The sequence below is a fragment of the Gardnerella sp. KA00255 genome (assembly GCF_049244095.1).
Classification (GTDB): Bacteria; Actinomycetota; Actinomycetes; order Actinomycetales; family Bifidobacteriaceae; genus Bifidobacterium; species Bifidobacterium vaginale_F.
Window position 1 is genome coordinate 186,243 of the sequence record NZ_CP058374.1, and the last position, 20,578, is coordinate 206,820.

The window sequence follows — 20,578 nt, forward strand, 5'->3', positions numbered from 1 at the left end:
TAGAAAAGCACAATATAAAATCACAGTAGAAAAACCAATAGAAAAGCCCGACGGGTTTGCGCGCCGGGCTTTTAGTGTGTGCATGTTTAGCTATTGCGTAGCTTTACTTATTCTTTGCTGTTATCTTCTTTATCTGCGCTATCCTCAGATTTATTATCTTCTGATTTACTATCTTCAGTAGCTTCAGACAAATCAACAGGTTTAGACGAATCCAGCGAAGACGAATCCGAAGACTCCAGCGAAGAAGAACCCGAAGACGAATCAACAGCTTCAGACGAATCAGCTCCATTAGTATCCTTAGCTGGATTACTAGCTACAGCTGTATCAATCGTCTCGAACTTTTCGCCTTTAATAGTGAATTCCCCTAGCAATCCTTCGCCTTCAGAATCAACTACTATGCGCTCTCCGTCAACAAGATTTCCGCGCAGAATCTGCTCAGAGATTGAATCCTCAATATCGCGCTGTATAACTCTACGCAAAGGACGAGCTCCAAGAAGTGGATCAAATCCCTTTTGAGTAAGTAAAGTCTTAGCGTTATCAGTGAGCTCAATAGACATGTGATGATCGAATAATCTATCGTTAAGGCTTTCCAAATCTAAGTCAACAATCTTACGAACTTCAGATTCAGTAAGCTGCCTGAAAACAATAGTGTCATCAAGTCTGTTAAGAAACTCTGGACGGAAATGCTTCTTTAATTCGGAATTAACCTGAAGCTTCATGCGCTGATACGTAGAATCGTCATTATTACTTAATGTGAATCCAGTAGTAGCAGCTTTAGCTATATCTCTAGTTCCAAGATTAGTTGTCAAGATAATAATAGTATTCTTGAAATCAACCTTACGGCCCTGTCCATCGGTCAAATGACCATCATCAAGCACTTGTAAAAGCGTATTGAAGATATCTGGATGAGCCTTTTCGATTTCATCGAATAACACAACAGAGAATGGCTTTCTGCGAACTTTCTCAGTTAATTCGCCGCCTTCTTCATATCCAACGTATCCTGGAGGAGCACCGAAAAGACGCGAAGCAGCATACTTTTCAGCAAATTCAGACATGTCAACGCGAATTAAAGCATTTTCGTCATCGAACAAGAATTGGGCTAAAGTCTTAGCAAGTTCTGTTTTACCAACTCCAGTAGGACCAGCGAAGATAAACGAACCAGCAGGACGATTTGGATCCTTCAAACCTACTCGAGCACGGCGAATAGAACGAGATAGAGCTGAAACAGCCTCATCTTGTCCAATAATACGCTTATGGAGTTCTGATTCCATGTTGAGAAGCTTTTTGGACTCAGCTTGAGTGAGCTTAACAACAGGAATGCCAGTTGTGCTTGAGACAACAGATGCTATAACATCTTCATCCACAACCATATTCACGTTTGATTCGCCTTCGCGCCAAGCTTTTTCTTTAGTCTTGCGATCTTCTTCTAACTTTTCTTGTTCATCTCGCAAATCAGCAGCGTTCTCAAAATCTTGATTCTTAATAGCTTCATCTTTCTTCGCAGAAAGTTTAGCAATCTTATTATCAAGTTCTTTCAGCTCAGGCGGTTCAGTTAAACGCTTAATGCGTAAACGTGCTCCAGCTTCATCTATAAGATCAATAGCCTTATCTGGTAAATGACGATCTTGAATATATCGCGCAGACATTTCAGCTGCAGCCTGCAAAGCATCATCTGTAATAGTTACATGATGGTGATTTTCATAACGCTCGCGCAGACCTTTAAGAATCTCAATCGCTTCAGCAATAGTAGGCTCATGAACCTGAATTGGCTGGAAACGACGCTCTAAAGCAGCATCTTTTTCAATGTATTTGCGATATTCCTCAGTTGTCGTAGCGCCAATCGTTTGTAGTTCTCCACGCGCAAGCATTGGCTTTAACATATCAGAAGCGCCTAAAGCACCATCTGCAGATCCTGCACCAACAATAGTGTGAATCTCATCTATGAAAAGAACGATGTCTCCCCTAGTTTTGATTTCTTTAAGTACTTTCTTTAAGCGTTCCTCGAAATCACCGCGATATCTGGAACCTGCAATCATGGAGCCTAAGTCGAGAGAATATACTTGCTTATTTTTTAATGTTTCAGGAACATCTCCTGCAACGATTTTTTGAGCTAATCCTTCAACTACAGCTGTTTTGCCTACGCCTGGGTCTCCTATAAGAACAGGATTGTTTTTTGTTCTACGAGAAAGAACCACCATAACTCGTTCTATTTCACGCGAACGACCAATAACAGGATCAAGCCTACCTTCAGAAGCTTCAACAGTGAGATTTCTTCCAAACTGGTCAAGAAGAGCAGAACCAGTTTGATTTGTTTTATCTTGTACCCCACCTGCATTAGCTAAATCATTCTTACCACTTTCAGATGGTATTCCTGAATTTCCGCGAATCAAATCCATTGTTGTTCCGCGAAGGTCATTAAGATCAACTTCCATTTTGATAAGAACTTGTGTTCCTATGCCTTCGCCTTCGCGAATAAGTCCAAGCAAAATATGCTCAGTGCCAATATAGCTATGGCCTAATTGCAATGCTTCGCGTAAGCTCAGCTCTAATACTTGCTTAGCATGCGGTGTAAAAGGTATATGGCCATTAGGAGACACAGTCCCCTTGCCAATCATTTCCTCAACTTGTTTACGTGTGCCATCAAGTTCTACACCTTTTGCACTTAACGCTTTAGCTGCTATGCCTTCGCCTTCGCGAATAAGTCCAAGCAAAATATGCTCAGTGCCAATGTAATTATGCTGAAGTGAGCGAGCTTCCTCTTGCGCTAACACAATTACGCGTCTAGCGCGGTCAGTGAAACGTTCAAACATAATTGCCTTTCATTACTATCGTTCGTTCCATCGTAACGACTTGCCATGACTCATTACTAACGTTTTGATGATGTTTTGCGTTTTTTACGCTTATTTTCTTTACTATCTTCAATAGCTTCTTCAATTAGTTCAACATCAGCACGTTCTTCACGAGGAGATTGCTCTATAACATCAATATGATAATCGTCATAAGCTGGTTCTGATTGAATCCATATCTGAGATGGTTCAGGAGGTTCAATATCTGAATGTTCTCCGCATCCATGATCAAGAGAAACAACCTTGCCGTCGTCAGGACTCCAAGCGTTTGCGCATACTCCGAACATATTTCCAAGAGCACCTGCAAGTGGAATCATAAATCCGCATGTTGAACAAGCATTACCTTCTGCAATTCTAGTCGATAATGATTTAGGCCCATGTTGCCCTGAATACCAACGTTTTGCTGTCTGTGCTATTGCTTCAGCAGTCATTACCTTTCTTCGCGAAAGATGAAATGCTTCTACTGCGTCTTCGAAATCTTCATTAGATTCGTAAGATTCACTAGATTCAGATTCTTCAGATTCTTTAGATTCTTCGCTAGATTTAGCAGCTTCATTTGCTTTATAAGCCTCGTTAGCTTCATTAGCATTAGCATCAGCAGCATCGGTGTTTTCAGAAGTTACATTATTTTCTGAAGCCTCTGAGTCAGAATTCTCTGATTTATCCTCAACTTCAGATTTATCCTCAACTTCAGATTTATCCTCAACTTCAGATACACCATTTTCAAGACGCGAATCGTTTTCTTCTGTACCAATAGAATCAGTAACAGAAAGATCAGATGGCTTTAATCTGTCTTTCCAAGGAATCCAAACTGGAGGTAATAATGAATCCTCCGTAGGCACAAGCGTAGATTCATTAATGGTCCAACGCTCTGCTTCTTCGTCATGGTATAACGTGACAGACCATTGCCATCCTTCGTAACCGCGCATAGTGCATTCAAAGCGATAATCTGTAACATTGTCGCCAAGATCTATAGCAGTTACAAAATCTCCAACTGCATCATCACGTTCTGAAGTTTCCACAGCATTTTTGTAAGCCAAATCCTGCGGATTTAATACGTCAACTGACATAAATTAATCCTGCACGTCAAAATTATCTGCTACAGCTCTAAGCAATGTAGCAAGTTTTTTACTTTCAGCCGTTGATGGGTAGTGCTTTCTGCGTAATCCATTTCCTGCAGAATCAAGAAGCTTAATTAAATCTTCTACAATAGCTGCCATATCTTCTGCTTTAGGTCTAGTAGCCTTTACCAATGATGGTGCAGATGCTAATACAGTCAAACCCATTGCTTGTGGGCCTTTACGACCTTCTACTACTGAAAATTCTACGCGAGTTCCTTTGCGAAGAGTTTTCACATCAGCTGGTACAGCGGTAGATGGTAGGAAAACGTCCTTGCCATCATCACTGGCAATAAAGCCGTAGCCCTTTTGTGTATCGTACCAACGAATACGCCCATTGGGCATAACACACCTCACTCAATCAATGACATAGTTATTAATGTAAAAGTTTGCGCATAATCAATCTGATAAATGCACACCCGTTCTATTGTAGCGCATCATAAAATTATGGGCACATAATAGTTATTTTTTCATTCACTCACTTTTACAGGAAGCACAATAGTAAGTGTTAAACCATGTGCATCCGATAAATCTAATTTATTCTTTCCATCCATTGTATCGTCAATATTCTCAACAATGTTATCTGCGTTTTTAGCATATGGAGCAGATGTTGAAGCGCAAATAAAACCATGATGTGCTTTAACAACTGATTGAACAATAGCCATTCCCAGTCCTGTTCCACCTTTTTCTCTTGCCCTAGAAGGATCAGCACTATAGAATCGTTCAAAAATGTGTGGCAATGATTCTTCAGGCACGCCTTTTCCGTGGTCTATTACGCGTATAACCGCATAAGACACGCCGCTTCCAGTTGATTGACTAACTTCCACAGCTTCAATGAATTCTTTAAGAGAGCCAGAAACAGAATCCATGCGAGCCAAAGAATCTGGTTCGATTGAAGCATTCATAATGCTTATTCCAATTTCAACAGGCGAATCAATAGGAGTATAACGATGTATGTTTCCAACAATATTCGTCATAACTTGTTGTAATCTTGCTCCATCTGCTAGCAGTGTAACTTTAGGCATGTTTCCAGGCCTAAAAACAATCTTATGCTCGCATTTTACGCTGTTGGAATCATGTGTTTTCCAGTAATCTAGGAGTTCTAAACTACCCAATTTAACATCGCGAATAGGATCCAACGCGTGCAAGTCGTTTGCAGCATCAGTAATAATAGATGAAACATTAACTTGTTGCGAAATATCTATTCCACGACCTTCATCAAATCTTGCTAAAGATAACAAGTCTTCAACTAAATCGGTCATTCGCTCTGTAGAAGATTTAATATGAACAATAGCATCATCAACTTTGTCGTCCGAGCCTGGCACTTTTCTCCACATTTCGTAAAGCTCTACATAGCCGTGAATAATTGCTAAAGGCGTTCTTAATTCGTGGCTAGCATCTGAAACGAATCGCTTCATTTTTTCTGTCATAAGCTCTTGCTCGTTAAATCCTCTTTCAATTCTTGAAAGCATTGAATTTAATGATGCAGCTAAAGATCCTATTTCCGTATTCTCGGGAGCTGATTGAACACGTTTGCTTAAATCTCCAGAAGCAATTTTAGATGCGGTTTTTTCGATTCTCTTTAACGGCTTAAGCGTTGATTGAATAATAATAGTTGACATAAATACGCCGAATAAAATTACTGTAATACTAACCATAAGGCAATATTGTGTAAGCGTATTAATAGTGTCTATCTGGTCGCTTAAAGACAATGCTATATAAACGTATCCATGTTTAGTATCGCTACTGTATTCGCTAGTGTTTCTTCCCCATTTAAGAACTAGTACACGCCATGGAGCAGAAGCTGTTTTCACAGTTGCTGAGCTCACATTTTTAAGATTTCCCTTAACTTGTGCAGGAGTAGTAAAAGGCTTATTTGGAGAAACCCCGTCTAAACTACCATCTTCAGGAAGAGTTGGAATAGATGTTATATCTCCCTTAAGAGGTGGGACAAGTGGAGTTGAAAGAATTTTGTTGTCAATATCTCTAACTTGCAGGAAGTAATCGTTAGGGCCAACTGTTGATTGACGTCCATCCTTACTACGCAATAAGTCAATGTTGTCATAAATAAGCTGTGCCTGATCAGTTAGCTGAGTATCGGTTTTTTCAATAAGATAATTTTCTACGAGTTGTCGAATTGAAAGTGAAATTCCAAATGCTGCTACAGTAAGAACAACAAAAGTGCATGCAAGTAGTTTAGTGCTGAGAGGTATAGAATCTACGCGCTTGCGCATGAAACGACGAATCCAACCAATTTTCTTTGGTTTTTCTGAAGAATTTTCAGCCACATTATTATATTTGACTAATTGCTTAGATTTTTTATCTTTGTTATCTTTGTTTTCTTTGTTATCTTCATTTACTTTATGGCTACTGTTATCGATGCCGTTATAGCTATTTTTATCGCTATTATTTTTAGCGCTATCTATATCTTTCTGATTTTCAGAATGTTCTTCATATGACGATTCATATTCTGCACTTTTAACGTCTTGAGACATTTCTAGTGAGTTTTGAGACATAGAATTTGCGTCATGATTATTCAGTGATTCAGTAACTTTCATAGCTACAAGCACCTCATACGTGAAATTTATTAGTTTTGTCCCGCTTTTGGTTCGCGAATCATATAACCAATTCCGCGTTTAGTTTCAATTAATGGGACTACTTTGCAATATTTACCTGATAAATCTTCTGTTTCAATTCCATCGATTTTCTTGCGCAAATATGAAATATATGATTCTACGATCGCAGCGTCTCCGCCCCAGTCATATTGCCAAACGTGATTAAGAATTTGATTTTTGGAAAGAACTCTTCCTTCGTTTTCCATCAAATAATGTAGAAGCTTGTATTCAGTAGGACTTAGTTCAATAGGCGTTCCAGCTCTAGAAACGTCATGAGAATTCTCATTAATTTCCAAATCTGCTACTCGCAAAATAGAGCTGTCGCTTTCTTCGTGACTATTAGTTCGGCGTAGAATAGCGCGAATGCGAGCCACAACTTCTTCTAGGCTAAATGGCTTAGTGACATAATCGTCTCCGCCAACAGTAAGTCCCATAATCTTGTCTTGCATGTCGTCGCGTGCAGTGAGGAATAACACTGGTACGGTGATGCCATTTTGCCTAATTCTTCTTGTTACAGTAAATCCATCAATATCTGGTAACATGACATCCATAACAATAAGATCTGGTTTTACTCGTTCAATAACATCAACAGCTTCAGAACCAGATGCAGCAGTGTTAACGTCAAAACCAGCGAAGTGCAGTGATGCTACAAGAAGTTCGCGAATTGACGGTTCATCATCGACAACAACAATAGATGCTTCTACATTCTTACCCATAATATTTATCTTTACTTTTACTATATGTTTTTAACAGCTGCTGAAAAATAAGCATATTAAAAAATATGATTATTTACAACTTTAACTAGTATTTCTTCAACTAACCTTATTCCATATTAAAGATGTTGTGCGTGTCGTCTTCGAGGCTTTCGTTTTCCGGATTTAATTTCATTTGCTAACTTATTTTTACGTTTAATAGCTAGAACAATTATTGTCGCGATTGAAAATAGTATAACAAGCATAACAACGGTAGATATTATGCTCGCCGATGTTGTAGTGGAAGTTTGCTTTGAAAGAACAATTTGCTTCATCATAGCTAAAGCTGATCCTGACCAATCTGGACCTGAATCGTTCATTAATGCATTTGATGCAGCGTCAGATATTGTGTCTACTGTTGTTTTGCGTTTAAGCCATTCATCTGAATTAGGCGAAACTGCTACTACTAATCGACCATCATGACTTGCTACAGCCAATAGCAAGGTGTTTGGAGCTGGATTAGTGCTTATAAGTACATCACTTGCCCATTTTGAAGGATCTTGAGAGTTTCCAAAAGTAGATATATAAAGCAATCTCACAGAAACTCCTGTTTGCTTTTTAGTCTGAATAATCGCATCAGAAACTTTTGATATTGAATCTCCTAATAAGTTTTCTGTATCTGTAATTGAATCTGTGGCAACAATATTGTTAAGCGAATGGTTTGGATTTTTATTTCCATCTTTACTTGAATCTACAGCATAAGCATTGGAAGTAAACAATTGTGTATTTGCATAATTGCTGTAAGGAAATACTGATAGAAGGCATGTCAGAATTGCCATAATGATAAAAGAACACGCCGCGCGCATTTTTTTCATCTTTTTTATATGCATAAAATAACCGCCTACACGCGTTTTTCTAAGCTTTTGTGCTTAAAAAAAAACTTCTGACCACAATGGACAAAAACATTGGTAATTTATTGCTTAATGCAATAGATTTCATAATACAGTGTTAATACGTCATATACGTGTATCGCGTCGTATTTTAAACATTTAATAATGTTGTTTTATGACGAAATTGCGTTTATGACTATTAATATTTGTAAACACTAATTATAACAATTTAATAAATTACGAGAATAGGTTGGGGAAAAATATGGCACAATTTCAAGTTGATTCGGATCGTATACAACAAGCAGCTGGAGCAGTAGGAACATCTGTTCAAGCTATTCGAGATGCAGTTAATGGAATGTATGCTAATTTGCAACAATTGCAAAGTGTTTGGACTGGATCTGCATCAGTTCAATTCGCTTCTACTGCTCAGCAATGGCGTGCTGCTCAGCAACAAATGGAACAATCATTGCAAGCAATTCAACTTGCAATGCAACAGGCATCTAATGTCTACCTTGATGCTGAGACTCAAGCAGCAGCATTGTTCCATAATTAATAACTAAAACATGAATATTACATGCTAAAAATAAAACACGGATGCGTTATAATTGCTTAACGTCTCCGTGTTTTATTTTGCTAATTAATGGTTTTATCTTAAACGAACTTTAAGTTAAAAACTTATAACTCTGTTTAGTATCCCATGTCAGCGCCGGCCTGTGGTGCAGCAGCTGCCTTTTCAGGCTTGTTTGCAACAACAGCTTCAGTTGTTAAGAACAAGCCAGCAATAGAAGCTGCATTCTGTAGAGCAGAACGAGTCACCTTAACTGGGTCAGTAACACCAGCAGCCATCAAATCTTCATAAGTGTTGGTTGCAGCATTGAAGCCTTCGCCTTCTGGAAGTTCGCGCACCTTGTTAAGTACAACATCTCCAGAAACGCCAGAGTTCTGAGCAATCTGCTTGATTGGAGCTTCTACAGCGCGGAACACGATTGCAGCGCCTGTGGCTTCTTCACCCTTGAGCTCTGTAATCTCAGGAGTCTTTTCAATCTTTGCAGCAGCCTGAACCAAAGCTACGCCACCGCCTGGAAGCAAACCTTCCTCGATAGCAGCCTTAGCATTACGAACTGCATCTTCAATGCGATGCTTACGTTCCTTAGCTTCAACTTCAGTAGCAGCGCCAACCTTAATAACAGCAACACCGCCAGCGAGCTTAGCAAGACGCTCTTGCAACTTTTCGCGATCGTAATCAGAATCAGTGTTCTCAATTTCAGCGCGAATCTGAGCCACGCGAGCATCAACATCTTCCTTAGAGCCAGCACCGGAAACGATAGTTGTTTCATCCTTAGAAACAATCACCTTAGCTGCATGGCCGAAAACAGAAGCGTCGATTGAATCAAGCTTCAAGCCGAGGTCGTCAGAAACAACCTGTGCGCCGGTCAAAATAGCCATATCCTGGAGCATAGCCTTACGACGATCGCCGAATCCTGGAGCCTTAACAGCAACAGTATTGAAAGTGCCACGAATCTTGTTCAAAACAAGTGTTGGCAATGCTTCGCCATCAACATCTTCAGCAATAATAAGCAATGGCTTGCCGGACTTCATAACGAGTTCAGCGATGTGGACGATATCTTGCTGGCTTGAAACCTTGCCAGAAGTGAGCAAAATGTATGGGTCTTCAAGAACAGCAGTCTGATCTTCTGCGTTAGTGACGAAGTAAGGGGAAATATAGCCCTTATCAAAGCGCATGCCTTCAGTGAAGTCCAAGTCAAGACCAAACTTGTTGTTATCTTCAACAGTAACAACACCATCCTGGCCGACCTTATCCAAAGCTTCAGCGATCTTTTCGCCAACTTCAGGATCAGCTGCAGAAATCGTAGCAGTAGCAGCAATCTGTTCCTTGGTCTCAACATCCTTTGCAGAAGCAAGCAATTCCTTGACGATTGCTTCAGCAGCTTTTTCGATGCCGCGGCGAAGAGCGATTGGGTTGCTTCCTGCAACAACATTCTTCAAACCTTCATGCACCAAAGACTGTGCCAAAACAGTAGCAGTTGTAGTACCGTCACCTGCAACGTCATCAGTCTTCTTAGCGACTTCCTTAACGAGTTCGGCGCCAATACGCTCGTATGGATCTTCAAGATCGATTTCCTTAGCGATAGAAACGCCATCATTTGTGATAGTTGGTGCACCGTAAGTTTTATCTAATACAACGTTGCGACCCTTTGGGCCAAGTGTAACTTTAACAGTGTCTGCAAGCTTATCCAAACCGGCGAGCATACCCTGACGGGCGTCTTCCTGGTAGGCAATAATCTTTGCCATAATTCCTCCAGATCTTTATTATGAAATACTCACTTATAGCGTGGGATAACTAACCGTCAGCTGTTTATTATCACTCACAACCTTTAAGTGCTAATCTGAAGATTAGCACTCTCGAGGCTTGAGTGCCAACTTTTATAGAAAAATTCTTTATATAAAGTACTTCTAAGGCGATTCTTTTTAAAATTATTCAATATTTTCGCTCAATAATTATTTGATAAGCATCATTTTTATTTTAGAGATATTAACAACTATAGATAAAGCAATTCTATAGATAAAGAATTTTATAGATAAAGCAATCACACTTATTTGACCATATCTTATAAAAATGGGCGCAAAGCTAACTTGCGCCCATAAGTTTTAACTAGATTTCTTTAATTTTTAATAAATCTAAATAAGATTAATTAAAAATATTTAAGAAAATCATTTACAAAGAACTACAACAATTGCAGAACTTATATCACTCTCAGACTCTACAGCACTAATACCCATTGTTTTCGCGATATCTTCTGCTGTTGCTTTATTAGAATCGTCTTTATACCAAACAACAGAATTGCTTGGAATATTCCCAGTAGGATTCGAAGCGGTTACATTAGTGTATCCAGCTTTTTTAAGTTTGTCGGCATTAGAAGCAGCATATCCGTTAATTTTCGTGGCATTAATAACTTTTACTACTACATCTTTATTAACGGCCTGAGAATTATTTTCAGAAGAGTTAGAAGAAGTATCCTTATTGTCTTTTGAATCTTTACCTGAATTGCTGTCAGTGTTATCTTTGTTGCTATCTTTTGAATCTTTATTTAATCCAAAATCATCATCTTCATCTTCGCCATCAACATCAGAATTATCCTTAGACTCAGTCTTGTTTGAAGACTTGCTTGCATAATTTTGAGTTTGTTTTCCGCTAAATGAAGTCATGATATTTGAAAGATTTCCGGAAAGTGTGGCCCATACGCCAAAGCCAAAAACTGCTGCTATTACGATTACCATAAAGTAAGGGAATAACACTGAATACCATGCTCGATTGCCTCTATGAACTCCAACAGGACCTTCTGGTGGATTGTCAAAATCATCTGGCGTGTATGACGCATAATTCTGGCTGTTTCGTGCCATAATGGCATCCCTCCAAGAAATCTACTCAGTAATATGAACCTAATATTACCTAATACCGCTCCCAAATATGATATTTTGTGTATTTTATTTATTATTTAGGAGTCTTAAACAATAATTGAAAATTAAATAATGATAAAAGAATATATTTCATAATTTTTTAATTAAAAACTAAATTATGTATCATATTTTCACCGGCTTGTCATAATGTTGTTAATATGACTATTGCGCAAATTAAGCCGTTAAATGAACTTATGGAATCTGATTGGGCTAAAGCTATGCAACCCGAGGAAGCACATATTCGTGCTATGGGTGATTTTTTGCGTGAACAAATTCACCAAGGTCATCGTATACTTCCAGAATCGCGCAATATTCTAAGAGCATTTAATATACCGCTTAGAAGCATAAAAGTTCTTATAGTTGGCCAAGATCCCTACCCTACGCCTGGTCATCCTGTTGGATTGAGTTTTAGCACTGAAGCAAATGTGCATCCATTACCTAAAAGTCTAATAAATATATACAAAGAATTGGTTGATGATTTGCATGTTCCAATGCCAGTTAACGGTGATTTAACTCCATGGACTAAGCAAGGTGTGATGCTTCTAAACAGATGCTTAACCGTAGAAGCAGGACTTCCAAACAGTCATCAGGGAAAAGGTTGGGAAGAAATAACTGAAGCCGCTATACGTGTTTTAAATAATAGAGTTGATGAAAACGGGAAGCCTTTGCCGTTAGTAGCGATACTATGGGGACGAAACGCTCAGAGTCTTGCTCCCCTATTAACCAATGCGACTCTTATAGAATCTGCTCACCCAAGTCCTCTTTCTGCAACGCGTGGATTTTTTGGCTCTCACCCATTTTCTAGAGCTAATGAGGCATTAATTGCATATGGGGTGGATCCTATTAATTGGTCTTTACCTTCTTCGCCAATTCAAGGGACTATGTAAAAAGAATCGCCATTTATTGAATTTTTTTAAAGAGATACAAGATATCGGTTACCATAGAACTCATGTCATTATTCCCTCCAGAACCACGCAAAAAAGCGTCGCCTTTGAATTCACAATTGAATGGCGTAAAAAACTATGTTGATTCATCTATAAAAGATGATGATCAATCACAAATTTCATCTAAAGATGGTGTTTCAGCTGAAGATATAAGACGTGCACAACAGATTGCAAATATCTTGCGTTCTAGATTTACTCGTACTCTTGTTGGGCAAAATGAACTTCGTGAATCTTTGATTTTAACGCTTGTTGCAGGTGGTCATATACTAATTGAATCTGTTCCAGGTTTGGCTAAAACTACAGCAGCACAAACTCTTGCAACTGCGATGTCTGGAACTTTTAAGCGTGTACAATGCACTCCTGATTTAATGCCTGCAGATTTAGTTGGAACTCAGGTTTTTGATTTTGCATCTCAACGTTTTACTACGCAAATTGGTCCTATTCATGCGAATATTGTTTTGCTTGACGAAATTAACCGTTCAAATGCAAAAACTCAATCTGCAATGTTGGAAGCTATGGCAGAAGGAGCTACAACTATTGGCGGAGAGCGTATTGAATTGCCTTATCCGTTTATGGTAATTGCTACGCAAAATCCTATTGAAGAAGAAGGTACTTTTAATCTTCCTGAAGCGCAAATGGATCGCTTTATGATGAAAGCGATTATGACATATCCTAGCGCTGAAGAAGAAGTTCGCATGTTAACTATGCTTACTGAGCGTGGATCTGATGTGATTGATATTGCTTCATTGAGCAATCAACAGATCAGTTTGCGAGATGTGATTTTCTTGCGTGCTGCTTCTCGTCGTATTCATGTATCTAAAGCGATTATGGAATATGCAGTTGATCTTGTTGCCACTTCTCGCGGAGAAGGAAAGCATCCACTTTCAACTCTCCCATCACTTGTGAGAATGGGAGCTAGCCCTCGTGCATCTATTGCTTTAATTCGTATTGCTCAGGCTCACGCTTTGCTTTCTGGACGAGATTATGTGATTCCTGAAGATGTAAAAATGTTTGTACATGAAGTTTTGCGACATCGTATTCTTCTAACTTTTGAAGCATTAGCAGGCTCTATTACAAGCGATCAGATTATTGACGCTATTGTGGAAACGGTTCCTGTACCATGATTGATTCATTTATGAATCGTTCAATTAAGGATTCTGTGCGTAAGGATTCCAAGTCTAAGGATTCTGCACGTAAGGTTTCTAAGCCTAAGAAGAATTTCAATGTGCTTAAAGACGTTGCAAGTTCTATGCTTTTAACGCCAACGAGCAAGCGTATTCGATTATCTAGTAAATCGAGATTGGTTCGTAAAAAGATAGAAATTCTTGATCATAGAATAACTCTTCCAGTTGCTAGAACAACTTTAGGCTTGTTAGAAGGTGAGCATCCTTCTCATGACCGTTATGGTAATGGAGATATTCTAGATATCCATTCTTGGCAGCCTGGCGATGAAGCGAGAATGATGAATTGGTCTGCGAGCGCTAGAGTTGGCCAACCTATGGTTTCTGCTAGAGAACGTTGTATGTCTTCTAATACGTGGATTATTTGCGATGCTAGTATTTCTATGAATGCTTCTTGCGCTTCTGGAGAATTCGCTTATGAGGTTGCTTCTAATGCAATATGCTTGTTCGCTTCTTTAAGTATGAAGCGAAATGATACTGTGCAATTAGTTATGGTTGATGGAGATTGTGTTAATTCAATGCCTCAATCTCACACAGTTCCTGATTGTGAAAGAATTATTGATAGTGCTTTTTTGCGTTATAGAAGAAATAAGCAGAATAGTGATTCATTAATTAAGTTCATTAGGAATATTCGTAATAAGCGCGGTCTTATTGTGCTAATAGTAGATAATGATTCTTTTAAAGCTTCTCAATTGGAGGATCTGCAAAAAATATCTCTTAATCAAGCGCTTGTTGTAGTAAATATTGAAACTATAAATCCTTGTGATTCGAGTTTAAACGCTAGAGTTGTTGATGGAGTTACATTAAAACAGATTCCCGCATTTTTTATGGACGATATTGTTAAAAAAGAAATTGCTTCGCGTCATGCTTTCCGTAAGAATGCTCTTGATGATGTATTAACAAACATGAAAGCTACACTTATAAATGCAAATTCAAGTGAATCAATGCTTCGTAATTCGGCGCATATTATGTCTCGCGCATTTTCGTATACTTCAAAAACTAAGGCTATTTAACAAAGGTATAGGTTTTATAGCGATGAGAGAAATTCTGACAGCTTAATACACAATATATAGAAAAATCTTAAAATGAGATTTGCTTAAGTAGAAGTAATGTGATAATTGGATTGATAATGGAGTACAAAAATAATTTTGTGCATAAGTCAGGAGGTTCCATGGATATATCAAGTATTCAGCCGCAGCTTCACGACAATATACTTTTTGTAGGAATTATTTTAGGAGCTTTAATCGCTCTATGTATTTCAGCGTTCATAATTTACATTTCGTTGCGAGTAAAGAAAATAGAAGATGCTTCTAACTCATTGAATCCGGCTCATAAAACTAGTGCACGTAAACAAGAGTGGAGAAAGAAAATCGAGTCAATTGTTGAAGATTATCATTCCGGGGCTCTTTCTCATGATCAAGCTTGTGCGAAACTTGCGTCTGTTGCAAGAAAATACGTATCGGCTTTAACTGGCAAAAATATTACTACTTGTACTTTGAGTGAAATAAGTTCTTTAAGAAATAAATTAAATAATAAGATTGGTGCAGATAAGTTAAGACAAACTATTACAGCATTGTATCCTCCTGAATTTGCTGATTTAACTATGAATTCTCAAGCTAAAGAGACAAGTGTTGATGATGCCGCGCAATGGGTTCTTTCTCTTCTCGAAGGTTGGTCTAACAATAATAAAAACGCTAAGAGTTCTAAGAGTAAGAAAACAAATTAGTATATAAGTTAATATGCTTTAAGTTTAAAGGGGCTAAATTTTATGAATGGAAGCTGGCAAATGATATGGCCTTGGCAGTGGCAATGGCCATTTCTTTTCTTAATTGGAATGTTTGTATCAGTTTGCATTCTTCTATTTGTTTTTATTTATGATTTCGTTATACAAAAAAAGCGTAGAAAAATTTGGGAATCCTTAATACTTAATCAAGAAAATAGTCTTAATAGTAAAAGAAAAAATAAATTTGTAGAAAACGCTTCTTCTTCTGATAATTCGAATAAGAGTAGTAAAAAAAGTAAGAGTAGTAAAAAGAATATTGAAAATATTAGCACTTTATACACTTTTAGTATTGATGATGACTTACAGGGAACAATAGCAAGTAGATTGTGGAGAAAGTGGATTATTCTACGCAGAACAGCAACAATTTTATTAGTTTTATCTTTGATAAGCGCTTTAGGATTATTTGCAAGACCATCAAAAATTTCAGATGCTCACGAGCAAGCAAGCACTAGAGATATTGTTTTATGCTTAGATGTTTCCGGCTCTACGTTGCCATATGATCAAGAGGTTTTGCAATCATACTTAAGTTTTGTAGAGCATTTTCAAGGTGAAAGAATAGGTTTAAGTATTTTTAATTCGACTTCTAGAACCGTTTTCCCTTTAACAGATGATTACGAATTAGTTAAAAAGCAACTTTCATACGCGTCTAAACTTTTAAATGGAGTTCAAACTCAAAGTAGCATTGATAAAATGCAACAGCGTCAATATCAACAGATTTCTGACTGGTTAGATGGTACTCAAAATCGCAAGGAATCTACATCGCTAATTGGTGATGGATTAGTCAGTTGTGCTGCAATGATTCCAGGTTTTATCTACGGATCTACAAACAATGGTCATAAAACAGCTAACAGATTCCATAGGAATGCGTCTATAGTATTAGCAACAGATAATGTTGTTTCTGGAAAGCCTACTTACACGTTGCAACAAGCGTTAGATTTAACTAAACAAGCTCATATAACTGTTGACGGATTATATTCAGGTTCTACTGAAAACGAAAACAACGACACTACTTTGAGCATGAAGAATCTTATTGAAACTCATGGAGGAACGTTCTTAACAAGAAACAACGATTCCGTATTAAGTCTTGTTCGTAAAATTGAACAAACAAGAGGTATTTTTGCGAATAAAAACAATCAGTCAGCTTTAAGTGATGATCCTGATTTATGGATTTTGCTTACGATTTTATGCTTTATTGTTTGGCTAACAATTGCAAGGAGTATGAAACGATGACACTTCTATCAATTGCGAAAACGTCATTTAATGCAGTAGCATACGAGAATTTTTCATCTGGGCAAATAATATTGAAACCTATTTTCGGGTGGATTTTTGCATCAATCCTTTTAACTGTTATATTGCTTTTTGCTTTAAAAGAATTTATATATTTTGATTTAAAGATTTTGAAAAATAACAATTTAAAAGGAATTTCGCGTTATAAAATCAGTTTCACAAAATCGAATCTTACTAACGAAACAGTTGGCATGCGCATTAGAAGATTTGTTATTTGTATCTTACTTTCAATATGCGTGTTATGCCCTTGCGTAATGCGAAATACAATTCATAGATCTTTAAGTGCAACAAACGTATTATTCGTATTAGATGTTACAGGATCTATGAAAGTAAAAGATGCTGGTTACGCAAGTTATAAAAATATAGAGCGAATTCAAACAGCAAAGCTGATTATAAATAAAGTCACAAAATCATACCCTAATGCAAGTTTTGCTGGAATACGTTTTGGAACGTCAACATCAGTAGATGTGCCTTTAACGCCTGATGCTAATGCAATAGAAAATTGGGTTAATACTGTTCAAACAGAGCCTACGGGGATTTCTTCAGGAACAAGTTTAGATGCTCCAATTGATCAAACTCTGCTTACAGCAAAAGCTATTCGCGATTCTCATCCTGAAGATGTTAATGTCTTGTATCTTATTAGCGATGGTGAAGAAACAACAGCTCGCAAACGTCGTACTTTCTCATCTTTAAGAGCATATATAAATCATGCTTTCGTTATTACAGTAGGATCAAAAGAAGGTGGAAAAATACCTGTTTCTAAAGATACTTTAGAAGATTCAGATAATAGCGATACTTCTGATTCTGCTGATGATTCTTCTTCCGATTCTAGTTCAGCTTCTTCTAAGTCTTCCAGTTCTTGGGTTATCGATCCTTCAACAGGAAATCCAGGAATTTCAAAAACTGATGACAAAAATATGAAAAATATTGCAGATGAGCTAAGCGGAGGCTTTATACACGCTAAATATAGTCAAGAAATTGGGAATGAAGCTAAGAGTATTATGTCTAAACAATGGCGTGATAGTAAGACTTTTAAACCTAGATTACGTCCTGAACCGATTGTATGGCCATTTGCTTTAGTATTATCTTTTGTAATGTTATGGGAATTATCAGTATGGCTTTTGACATCTAGGAAGTTGATATGAGACTTAAAAAACCTTCAAGTAATTCCTTGTTAGTATCGCGCATGTTAATGCGTATCAGTGCTGTTATTCTTGCGATTTTAGCGCTCGCTGCTATCTTTGCTGTGATTGTAAATATACGTTCTGAAATAGCATATAATGAAGCAACGCATAAGTTAGTCGAAAATGTTAAATCTTTAAATAAGATAGATTTAGATTTGCATATGCTTAAGATTCAGCAACAACAAACCGATGCTCAATTTGACGACGCTAACTCTAATAGTGATTTTCTTTTACCTCATATTAAGAAAAATATTGAGAGAAATGCAGCTATTTCTAGAGCATTTACAAAACAATTAACTAATCGTATAAATCAGGAAGACGCTATGAATAAATCTGATAAGAATAGCGTTGATCAAAATAAAATTAACACAAGCAATAATCCTAAATCAGACTCTACTAATAAATCTGGTAAGTCTAATAGTGATGCTTCTAATGAAAATAAGCCTGAACTTAATAGTGCTCAAAAGAATAAAGTAGAAGATCTTTTGAAACAAAATAATCATTCGAATCATCAATATGAAAATTATGACAATGATTCTAAGTCAAATAAGAACATTGATTTAAATAAATCTAAAGGAAGCATATCTAAGTCAGACAACCCTAATAAGCCTTGGTAATTTAAAATAAAATAGTGAAAATTTTTTAAAAAATCTAAAAAATAGATTGGAATTCGCATCATATAGCCATAAACAACTTCTGACCACATTAGAAGAAAATACGTGACTTTTATGCATTTATTATGTGTAATACATGTATGTTTAACAATACTTATGATGAATTCGCGTCACTTAAACGCAGTACATACATTTGTGCATTAGATTTGCTATCACTTGTACGTTCGCATGAATTAAGTGATTGGACTGGAAAAGCGGCAACCTTATACAAAAATGATTTGCAGAATGTTGCCAGAGAAGCATTATCGATATCGCACTCATATTGGAGCGCATAATGGTTTGGAAAGTTCAATCAAGTATAAGTGGTGGCACAAAGCTATCTGTTTCGCAAGAGAGCGAGTATCGTTCTTGTTGCAATCAGTTGCATAAGCTTTCTCAAGAATTTGATTCTTTAAGTTCTCAATGGATGCAAGCTGCTAGTAGAATCATGGCTAATTCCCTAGCTAAGAATTCTTGTGAAGGTCCATTATGCAATACGAATAATTCATTAACAACTTCTTTAACTTATGATCAATGTGAGATGAATTCGAAAGAATGTAAGCGTTTTTCTGAGAAGTTATTTGAATTAAGTGTTCTTCTTTCTCGCGCGAATAGTTTATATTCTGAAGCAGAAAGAGCCTCTAAACAGCTTTTGACAATGTTGTTTCTTTAGGTTTTACTTTTGCTCCGGCAACAGCTATCCCAATATTTGTTTATGCTGGAATATCTATTTTTAAAGATTCAACAACTCCAAATAGTAATATGCGAAATTTTGCAAAATGGTCTCACGATACTGCGCCATTGCAACAAGGTCTTATTAAAGGACTTTCGCAACATTTTATTATTAATCCAATAACGGGATTACCTTTGCGCTGGCTGAATTCTATCCAAAAAACTAAGTCATTATTTAAAAATGGAAAGTTTTCATTTGGATTTTCTAATCTTAATTCTCCGTTAGCAAGAGTTTCTGGAGGATTAAGTTCCATATCTTCAAGAATTAATAATCTATGGCAAGGAAATAAGTTAACTGTAACTAAAGTCAATATTCCAAAAAAGTCATATAAGAATATATTGCCTAAAAAAGGTCAAACAATAGGAGAAGCTTTTACAAATATTACAGAATTAAGCAATGGAAATATAGGCGTAAAGCCTCCGCTTGTCAATTCTGAAGCTGCAACAGTAGCTATACAGTGCTTCAGAAAACCAGATGGAAGCAAATCTTGGTTAGTTACAATACCTGGGACAGATGGCAAACCTCACTCTCCTTTTGGGTGGGAGCAAAATGCTGAAGTTATGAGTGAAAATAAAATTTCAAGAACTCAGGCAGATAGCACTCGTATGGTAATAGAAGCAATGCGTAAAGCTGGAATAAATAAGAATGATTCTGTTGCAATTATTGGCCATTCTCAAGGAGGAATTGTTGCAGCAAGCATAGCTAGTGATTATTCAGAAGAATATAATATTCAGCATGTTATAACTGCAGGATCTCCTATAGCAAATCATCCTATCCCGAAAAAAACTTGGGTAACAAGCGTAGAAATGGATGATGAACTTGTGCCAAGTCTTGACGGAAAATCTAATCCTTCAAGAAACAATTGGGTGACGATTAGCGCAAAAACAACTCATTATGGTAATGAAAAAAATAAAGATGATAAAAGAAATAAAAAATCTAAATCATCTAAAGATTCGTATAACGTTTCTGGAACAACAGTAAAAGGAGTTCCTGAATCAGGTACGTTAAGTCATGATTTACATTATCATTGCGCTGCTTATGAAGATGCTTCGGCTTTAGGTTCGCGTGCAATTCGTAGTCAAGAAGAGCATTTTGAAAATATAGTTAGTGGAAAATTAGAAAGTACAACACTCTGGCAAGGCACAGTTAACAAGTAAGAATAAATCTAATTC

16 protein-coding genes and 2 pseudogenes are annotated in these 20,578 nt (G+C 37.2%); 10 read left to right on the plus strand and 8 right to left on the minus strand.

From position 1 onward, the window contains the following. Positions 1–107: 107 nt before the first annotated feature. The 6 genes and pseudogenes from HXT51_RS00755 to HXT51_RS00780 all read right to left on the minus strand — a co-directional run bounded on the left by HXT51_RS00755 (position 108) and on the right by HXT51_RS00780 (position 8,110). Positions 108–2,810, minus strand: coding sequence for an ATP-dependent Clp protease ATP-binding subunit (locus HXT51_RS00755; protein ID WP_421776545.1), 2,703 nt, complete (start codon positions 2,808–2,810; stop codon positions 108–110). 74 nt (positions 2,811–2,884) lie between these two features. Continuing rightward, positions 2,885–3,916, minus strand: a pseudogene (locus HXT51_RS00760) (DUF3027 domain-containing protein); the annotation flags it as partial. 3 nt (positions 3,917–3,919) lie between these two features. Then, on the minus strand, positions 3,920–4,309 hold the full coding sequence (locus HXT51_RS00765; RefSeq protein ID WP_103084224.1) for a cold-shock protein: 390 nt from the start codon (positions 4,307–4,309) through the stop codon (positions 3,920–3,922). A gap of 125 nt (positions 4,310–4,434) precedes the next feature. Beyond that, complete coding sequence (locus HXT51_RS00770; protein ID WP_421776786.1) at positions 4,435–6,345, minus strand: sensor histidine kinase; 1,911 nt, start codon at positions 6,343–6,345, stop codon at positions 4,435–4,437. A 206-nt stretch (positions 6,346–6,551) separates the two neighbouring features. Next, positions 6,552–7,295 carry a response regulator transcription factor gene (locus HXT51_RS00775; RefSeq protein WP_103084223.1) on the minus strand — a complete coding sequence of 248 codons (744 nt, stop codon included), beginning with the start codon at positions 7,293–7,295 and terminating at the stop codon, positions 6,552–6,554. Between the two features lie 116 nt (positions 7,296–7,411). Further along, a complete protein-coding gene (locus HXT51_RS00780) occupies positions 7,412–8,110 on the minus strand; it encodes a hypothetical protein (protein ID WP_421776546.1) in 699 nt (232 codons plus the stop codon). Positions 8,111–8,423: 313 nt separating this feature from the next. Between HXT51_RS00780 and HXT51_RS00785 the strand changes: the two genes are divergently transcribed. Further along, a complete protein-coding gene (locus HXT51_RS00785) occupies positions 8,424–8,714 on the plus strand; it encodes a WXG100 family type VII secretion target (RefSeq protein ID WP_103084222.1) in 291 nt (96 codons plus the stop codon). 134 nt (positions 8,715–8,848) lie between these two features. On the opposite strand, the gene groL is transcribed toward HXT51_RS00785, so the two are convergent. Together groL and HXT51_RS00795 are read right to left on the minus strand one after the other, a co-directional pair. Continuing rightward, entirely contained in the window at positions 8,849–10,474 is a 1,626-nt protein-coding gene (groL, locus tag HXT51_RS00790; protein ID WP_415691975.1) for a chaperonin GroEL, read from the minus strand. A 420-nt stretch (positions 10,475–10,894) separates the two neighbouring features. Further along, positions 10,895–11,584 carry a LytR C-terminal domain-containing protein gene (locus tag HXT51_RS00795; protein ID WP_103084220.1) on the minus strand — a complete coding sequence of 230 codons (690 nt, stop codon included), beginning with the start codon at positions 11,582–11,584 and terminating at the stop codon, positions 10,895–10,897. 215 nt (positions 11,585–11,799) lie between these two features. Between HXT51_RS00795 and HXT51_RS00800 the strand changes: the two genes are divergently transcribed. The 9 genes and pseudogenes from HXT51_RS00800 to HXT51_RS00840 all read left to right on the plus strand — a co-directional run. Beyond that, entirely contained in the window at positions 11,800–12,528 is a 729-nt protein-coding gene (locus HXT51_RS00800; RefSeq protein WP_103084219.1) for a uracil-DNA glycosylase, read from the plus strand. A 149-nt stretch (positions 12,529–12,677) separates the two neighbouring features. Further along, positions 12,678–13,709: an AAA family ATPase gene (locus HXT51_RS00805; RefSeq protein WP_415692199.1), complete on the plus strand. Its 1,032-nt coding sequence runs from the start codon at positions 12,678–12,680 to the stop codon at positions 13,707–13,709. Continuing rightward, positions 13,706–14,779 carry a DUF58 domain-containing protein gene (locus HXT51_RS00810; protein WP_415705729.1) on the plus strand — a complete coding sequence of 358 codons (1,074 nt, stop codon included), beginning with the start codon at positions 13,706–13,708 and terminating at the stop codon, positions 14,777–14,779. The genes HXT51_RS00805 and HXT51_RS00810 overlap by 4 nt, the downstream gene beginning before the upstream one ends. Before the next feature lie 158 nt (positions 14,780–14,937). Further along, positions 14,938–15,492, plus strand: a complete 555-nt coding sequence (locus tag HXT51_RS00815) for a hypothetical protein (protein ID WP_415691979.1) — start codon at positions 14,938–14,940, stop codon at positions 15,490–15,492. A 42-nt stretch (positions 15,493–15,534) separates the two neighbouring features. After that, positions 15,535–16,779, plus strand: a complete 1,245-nt coding sequence (locus HXT51_RS00820; RefSeq protein WP_258004165.1) for a vWA domain-containing protein — start codon at positions 15,535–15,537, stop codon at positions 16,777–16,779. Between the two features lie 71 nt (positions 16,780–16,850). Further along, positions 16,851–17,981 carry a vWA domain-containing protein gene (locus HXT51_RS00825; RefSeq protein ID WP_421776787.1) on the plus strand — a complete coding sequence of 377 codons (1,131 nt, stop codon included), beginning with the start codon at positions 16,851–16,853 and terminating at the stop codon, positions 17,979–17,981. Further along, positions 17,978–18,637 (plus strand): DUF6466 family protein, encoded by a 660-nt coding sequence (locus tag HXT51_RS00830; protein ID WP_415705732.1) that lies wholly within the window; start codon positions 17,978–17,980, stop codon positions 18,635–18,637. The genes HXT51_RS00825 and HXT51_RS00830 overlap by 4 nt, the downstream gene beginning before the upstream one ends. Positions 18,638–18,968: 331 nt before the next feature. Further along, positions 18,969–19,346: a hypothetical protein gene (locus tag HXT51_RS00835; protein ID WP_421776547.1), complete on the plus strand. Its 378-nt coding sequence runs from the start codon at positions 18,969–18,971 to the stop codon at positions 19,344–19,346. Between the two features lie 434 nt (positions 19,347–19,780). Further along, positions 19,781–20,563 (plus strand): annotated as a pseudogene (locus HXT51_RS00840) (alpha/beta hydrolase); the annotation flags it as partial. Positions 20,564–20,578 lie beyond the last annotated feature (15 nt).

What these genes read in the sequence shown, in the direction of transcription:
- HXT51_RS00755 (WP_421776545.1), bottom strand. Translation starts at nt 2,810, where the DNA reads ATGTTTGAACGTTTCACTGACCGCGCTAGACGCGTAATTGTGTTAGCG.
- HXT51_RS00780 (WP_421776546.1), bottom strand. Translation starts at nt 8,110, where the DNA reads ATGGCAATTCTGACATGCCTTCTATCAGTATTTCCTTACAGCAATTAT.
- HXT51_RS00775 (WP_103084223.1), bottom strand. Translation starts at nt 7,295, where the DNA reads ATGGGTAAGAATGTAGAAGCATCTATTGTTGTTGTCGATGATGAACCG.
- HXT51_RS00820 (WP_258004165.1), top strand. Translation starts at nt 15,535, where the DNA reads ATGAATGGAAGCTGGCAAATGATATGGCCTTGGCAGTGGCAATGGCCA.
- HXT51_RS00785 (WP_103084222.1), top strand. Translation starts at nt 8,424, where the DNA reads ATGGCACAATTTCAAGTTGATTCGGATCGTATACAACAAGCAGCTGGA.
- HXT51_RS00830 (WP_415705732.1), top strand. Translation starts at nt 17,978, where the DNA reads ATGAGACTTAAAAAACCTTCAAGTAATTCCTTGTTAGTATCGCGCATG.
- groL (WP_415691975.1), bottom strand. Translation starts at nt 10,474, where the DNA reads ATGGCAAAGATTATTGCCTACCAGGAAGACGCCCGTCAGGGTATGCTC.
- HXT51_RS00800 (WP_103084219.1), top strand. Translation starts at nt 11,800, where the DNA reads ATGACTATTGCGCAAATTAAGCCGTTAAATGAACTTATGGAATCTGAT.
- HXT51_RS00810 (WP_415705729.1), top strand. Translation starts at nt 13,706, where the DNA reads ATGATTGATTCATTTATGAATCGTTCAATTAAGGATTCTGTGCGTAAG.
- HXT51_RS00765 (WP_103084224.1), bottom strand. Translation starts at nt 4,309, where the DNA reads ATGCCCAATGGGCGTATTCGTTGGTACGATACACAAAAGGGCTACGGC.
- HXT51_RS00795 (WP_103084220.1), bottom strand. Translation starts at nt 11,584, where the DNA reads ATGGCACGAAACAGCCAGAATTATGCGTCATACACGCCAGATGATTTT.
- HXT51_RS00815 (WP_415691979.1), top strand. Translation starts at nt 14,938, where the DNA reads ATGGATATATCAAGTATTCAGCCGCAGCTTCACGACAATATACTTTTT.
- HXT51_RS00835 (WP_421776547.1), top strand. Translation starts at nt 18,969, where the DNA reads ATGGTTTGGAAAGTTCAATCAAGTATAAGTGGTGGCACAAAGCTATCT.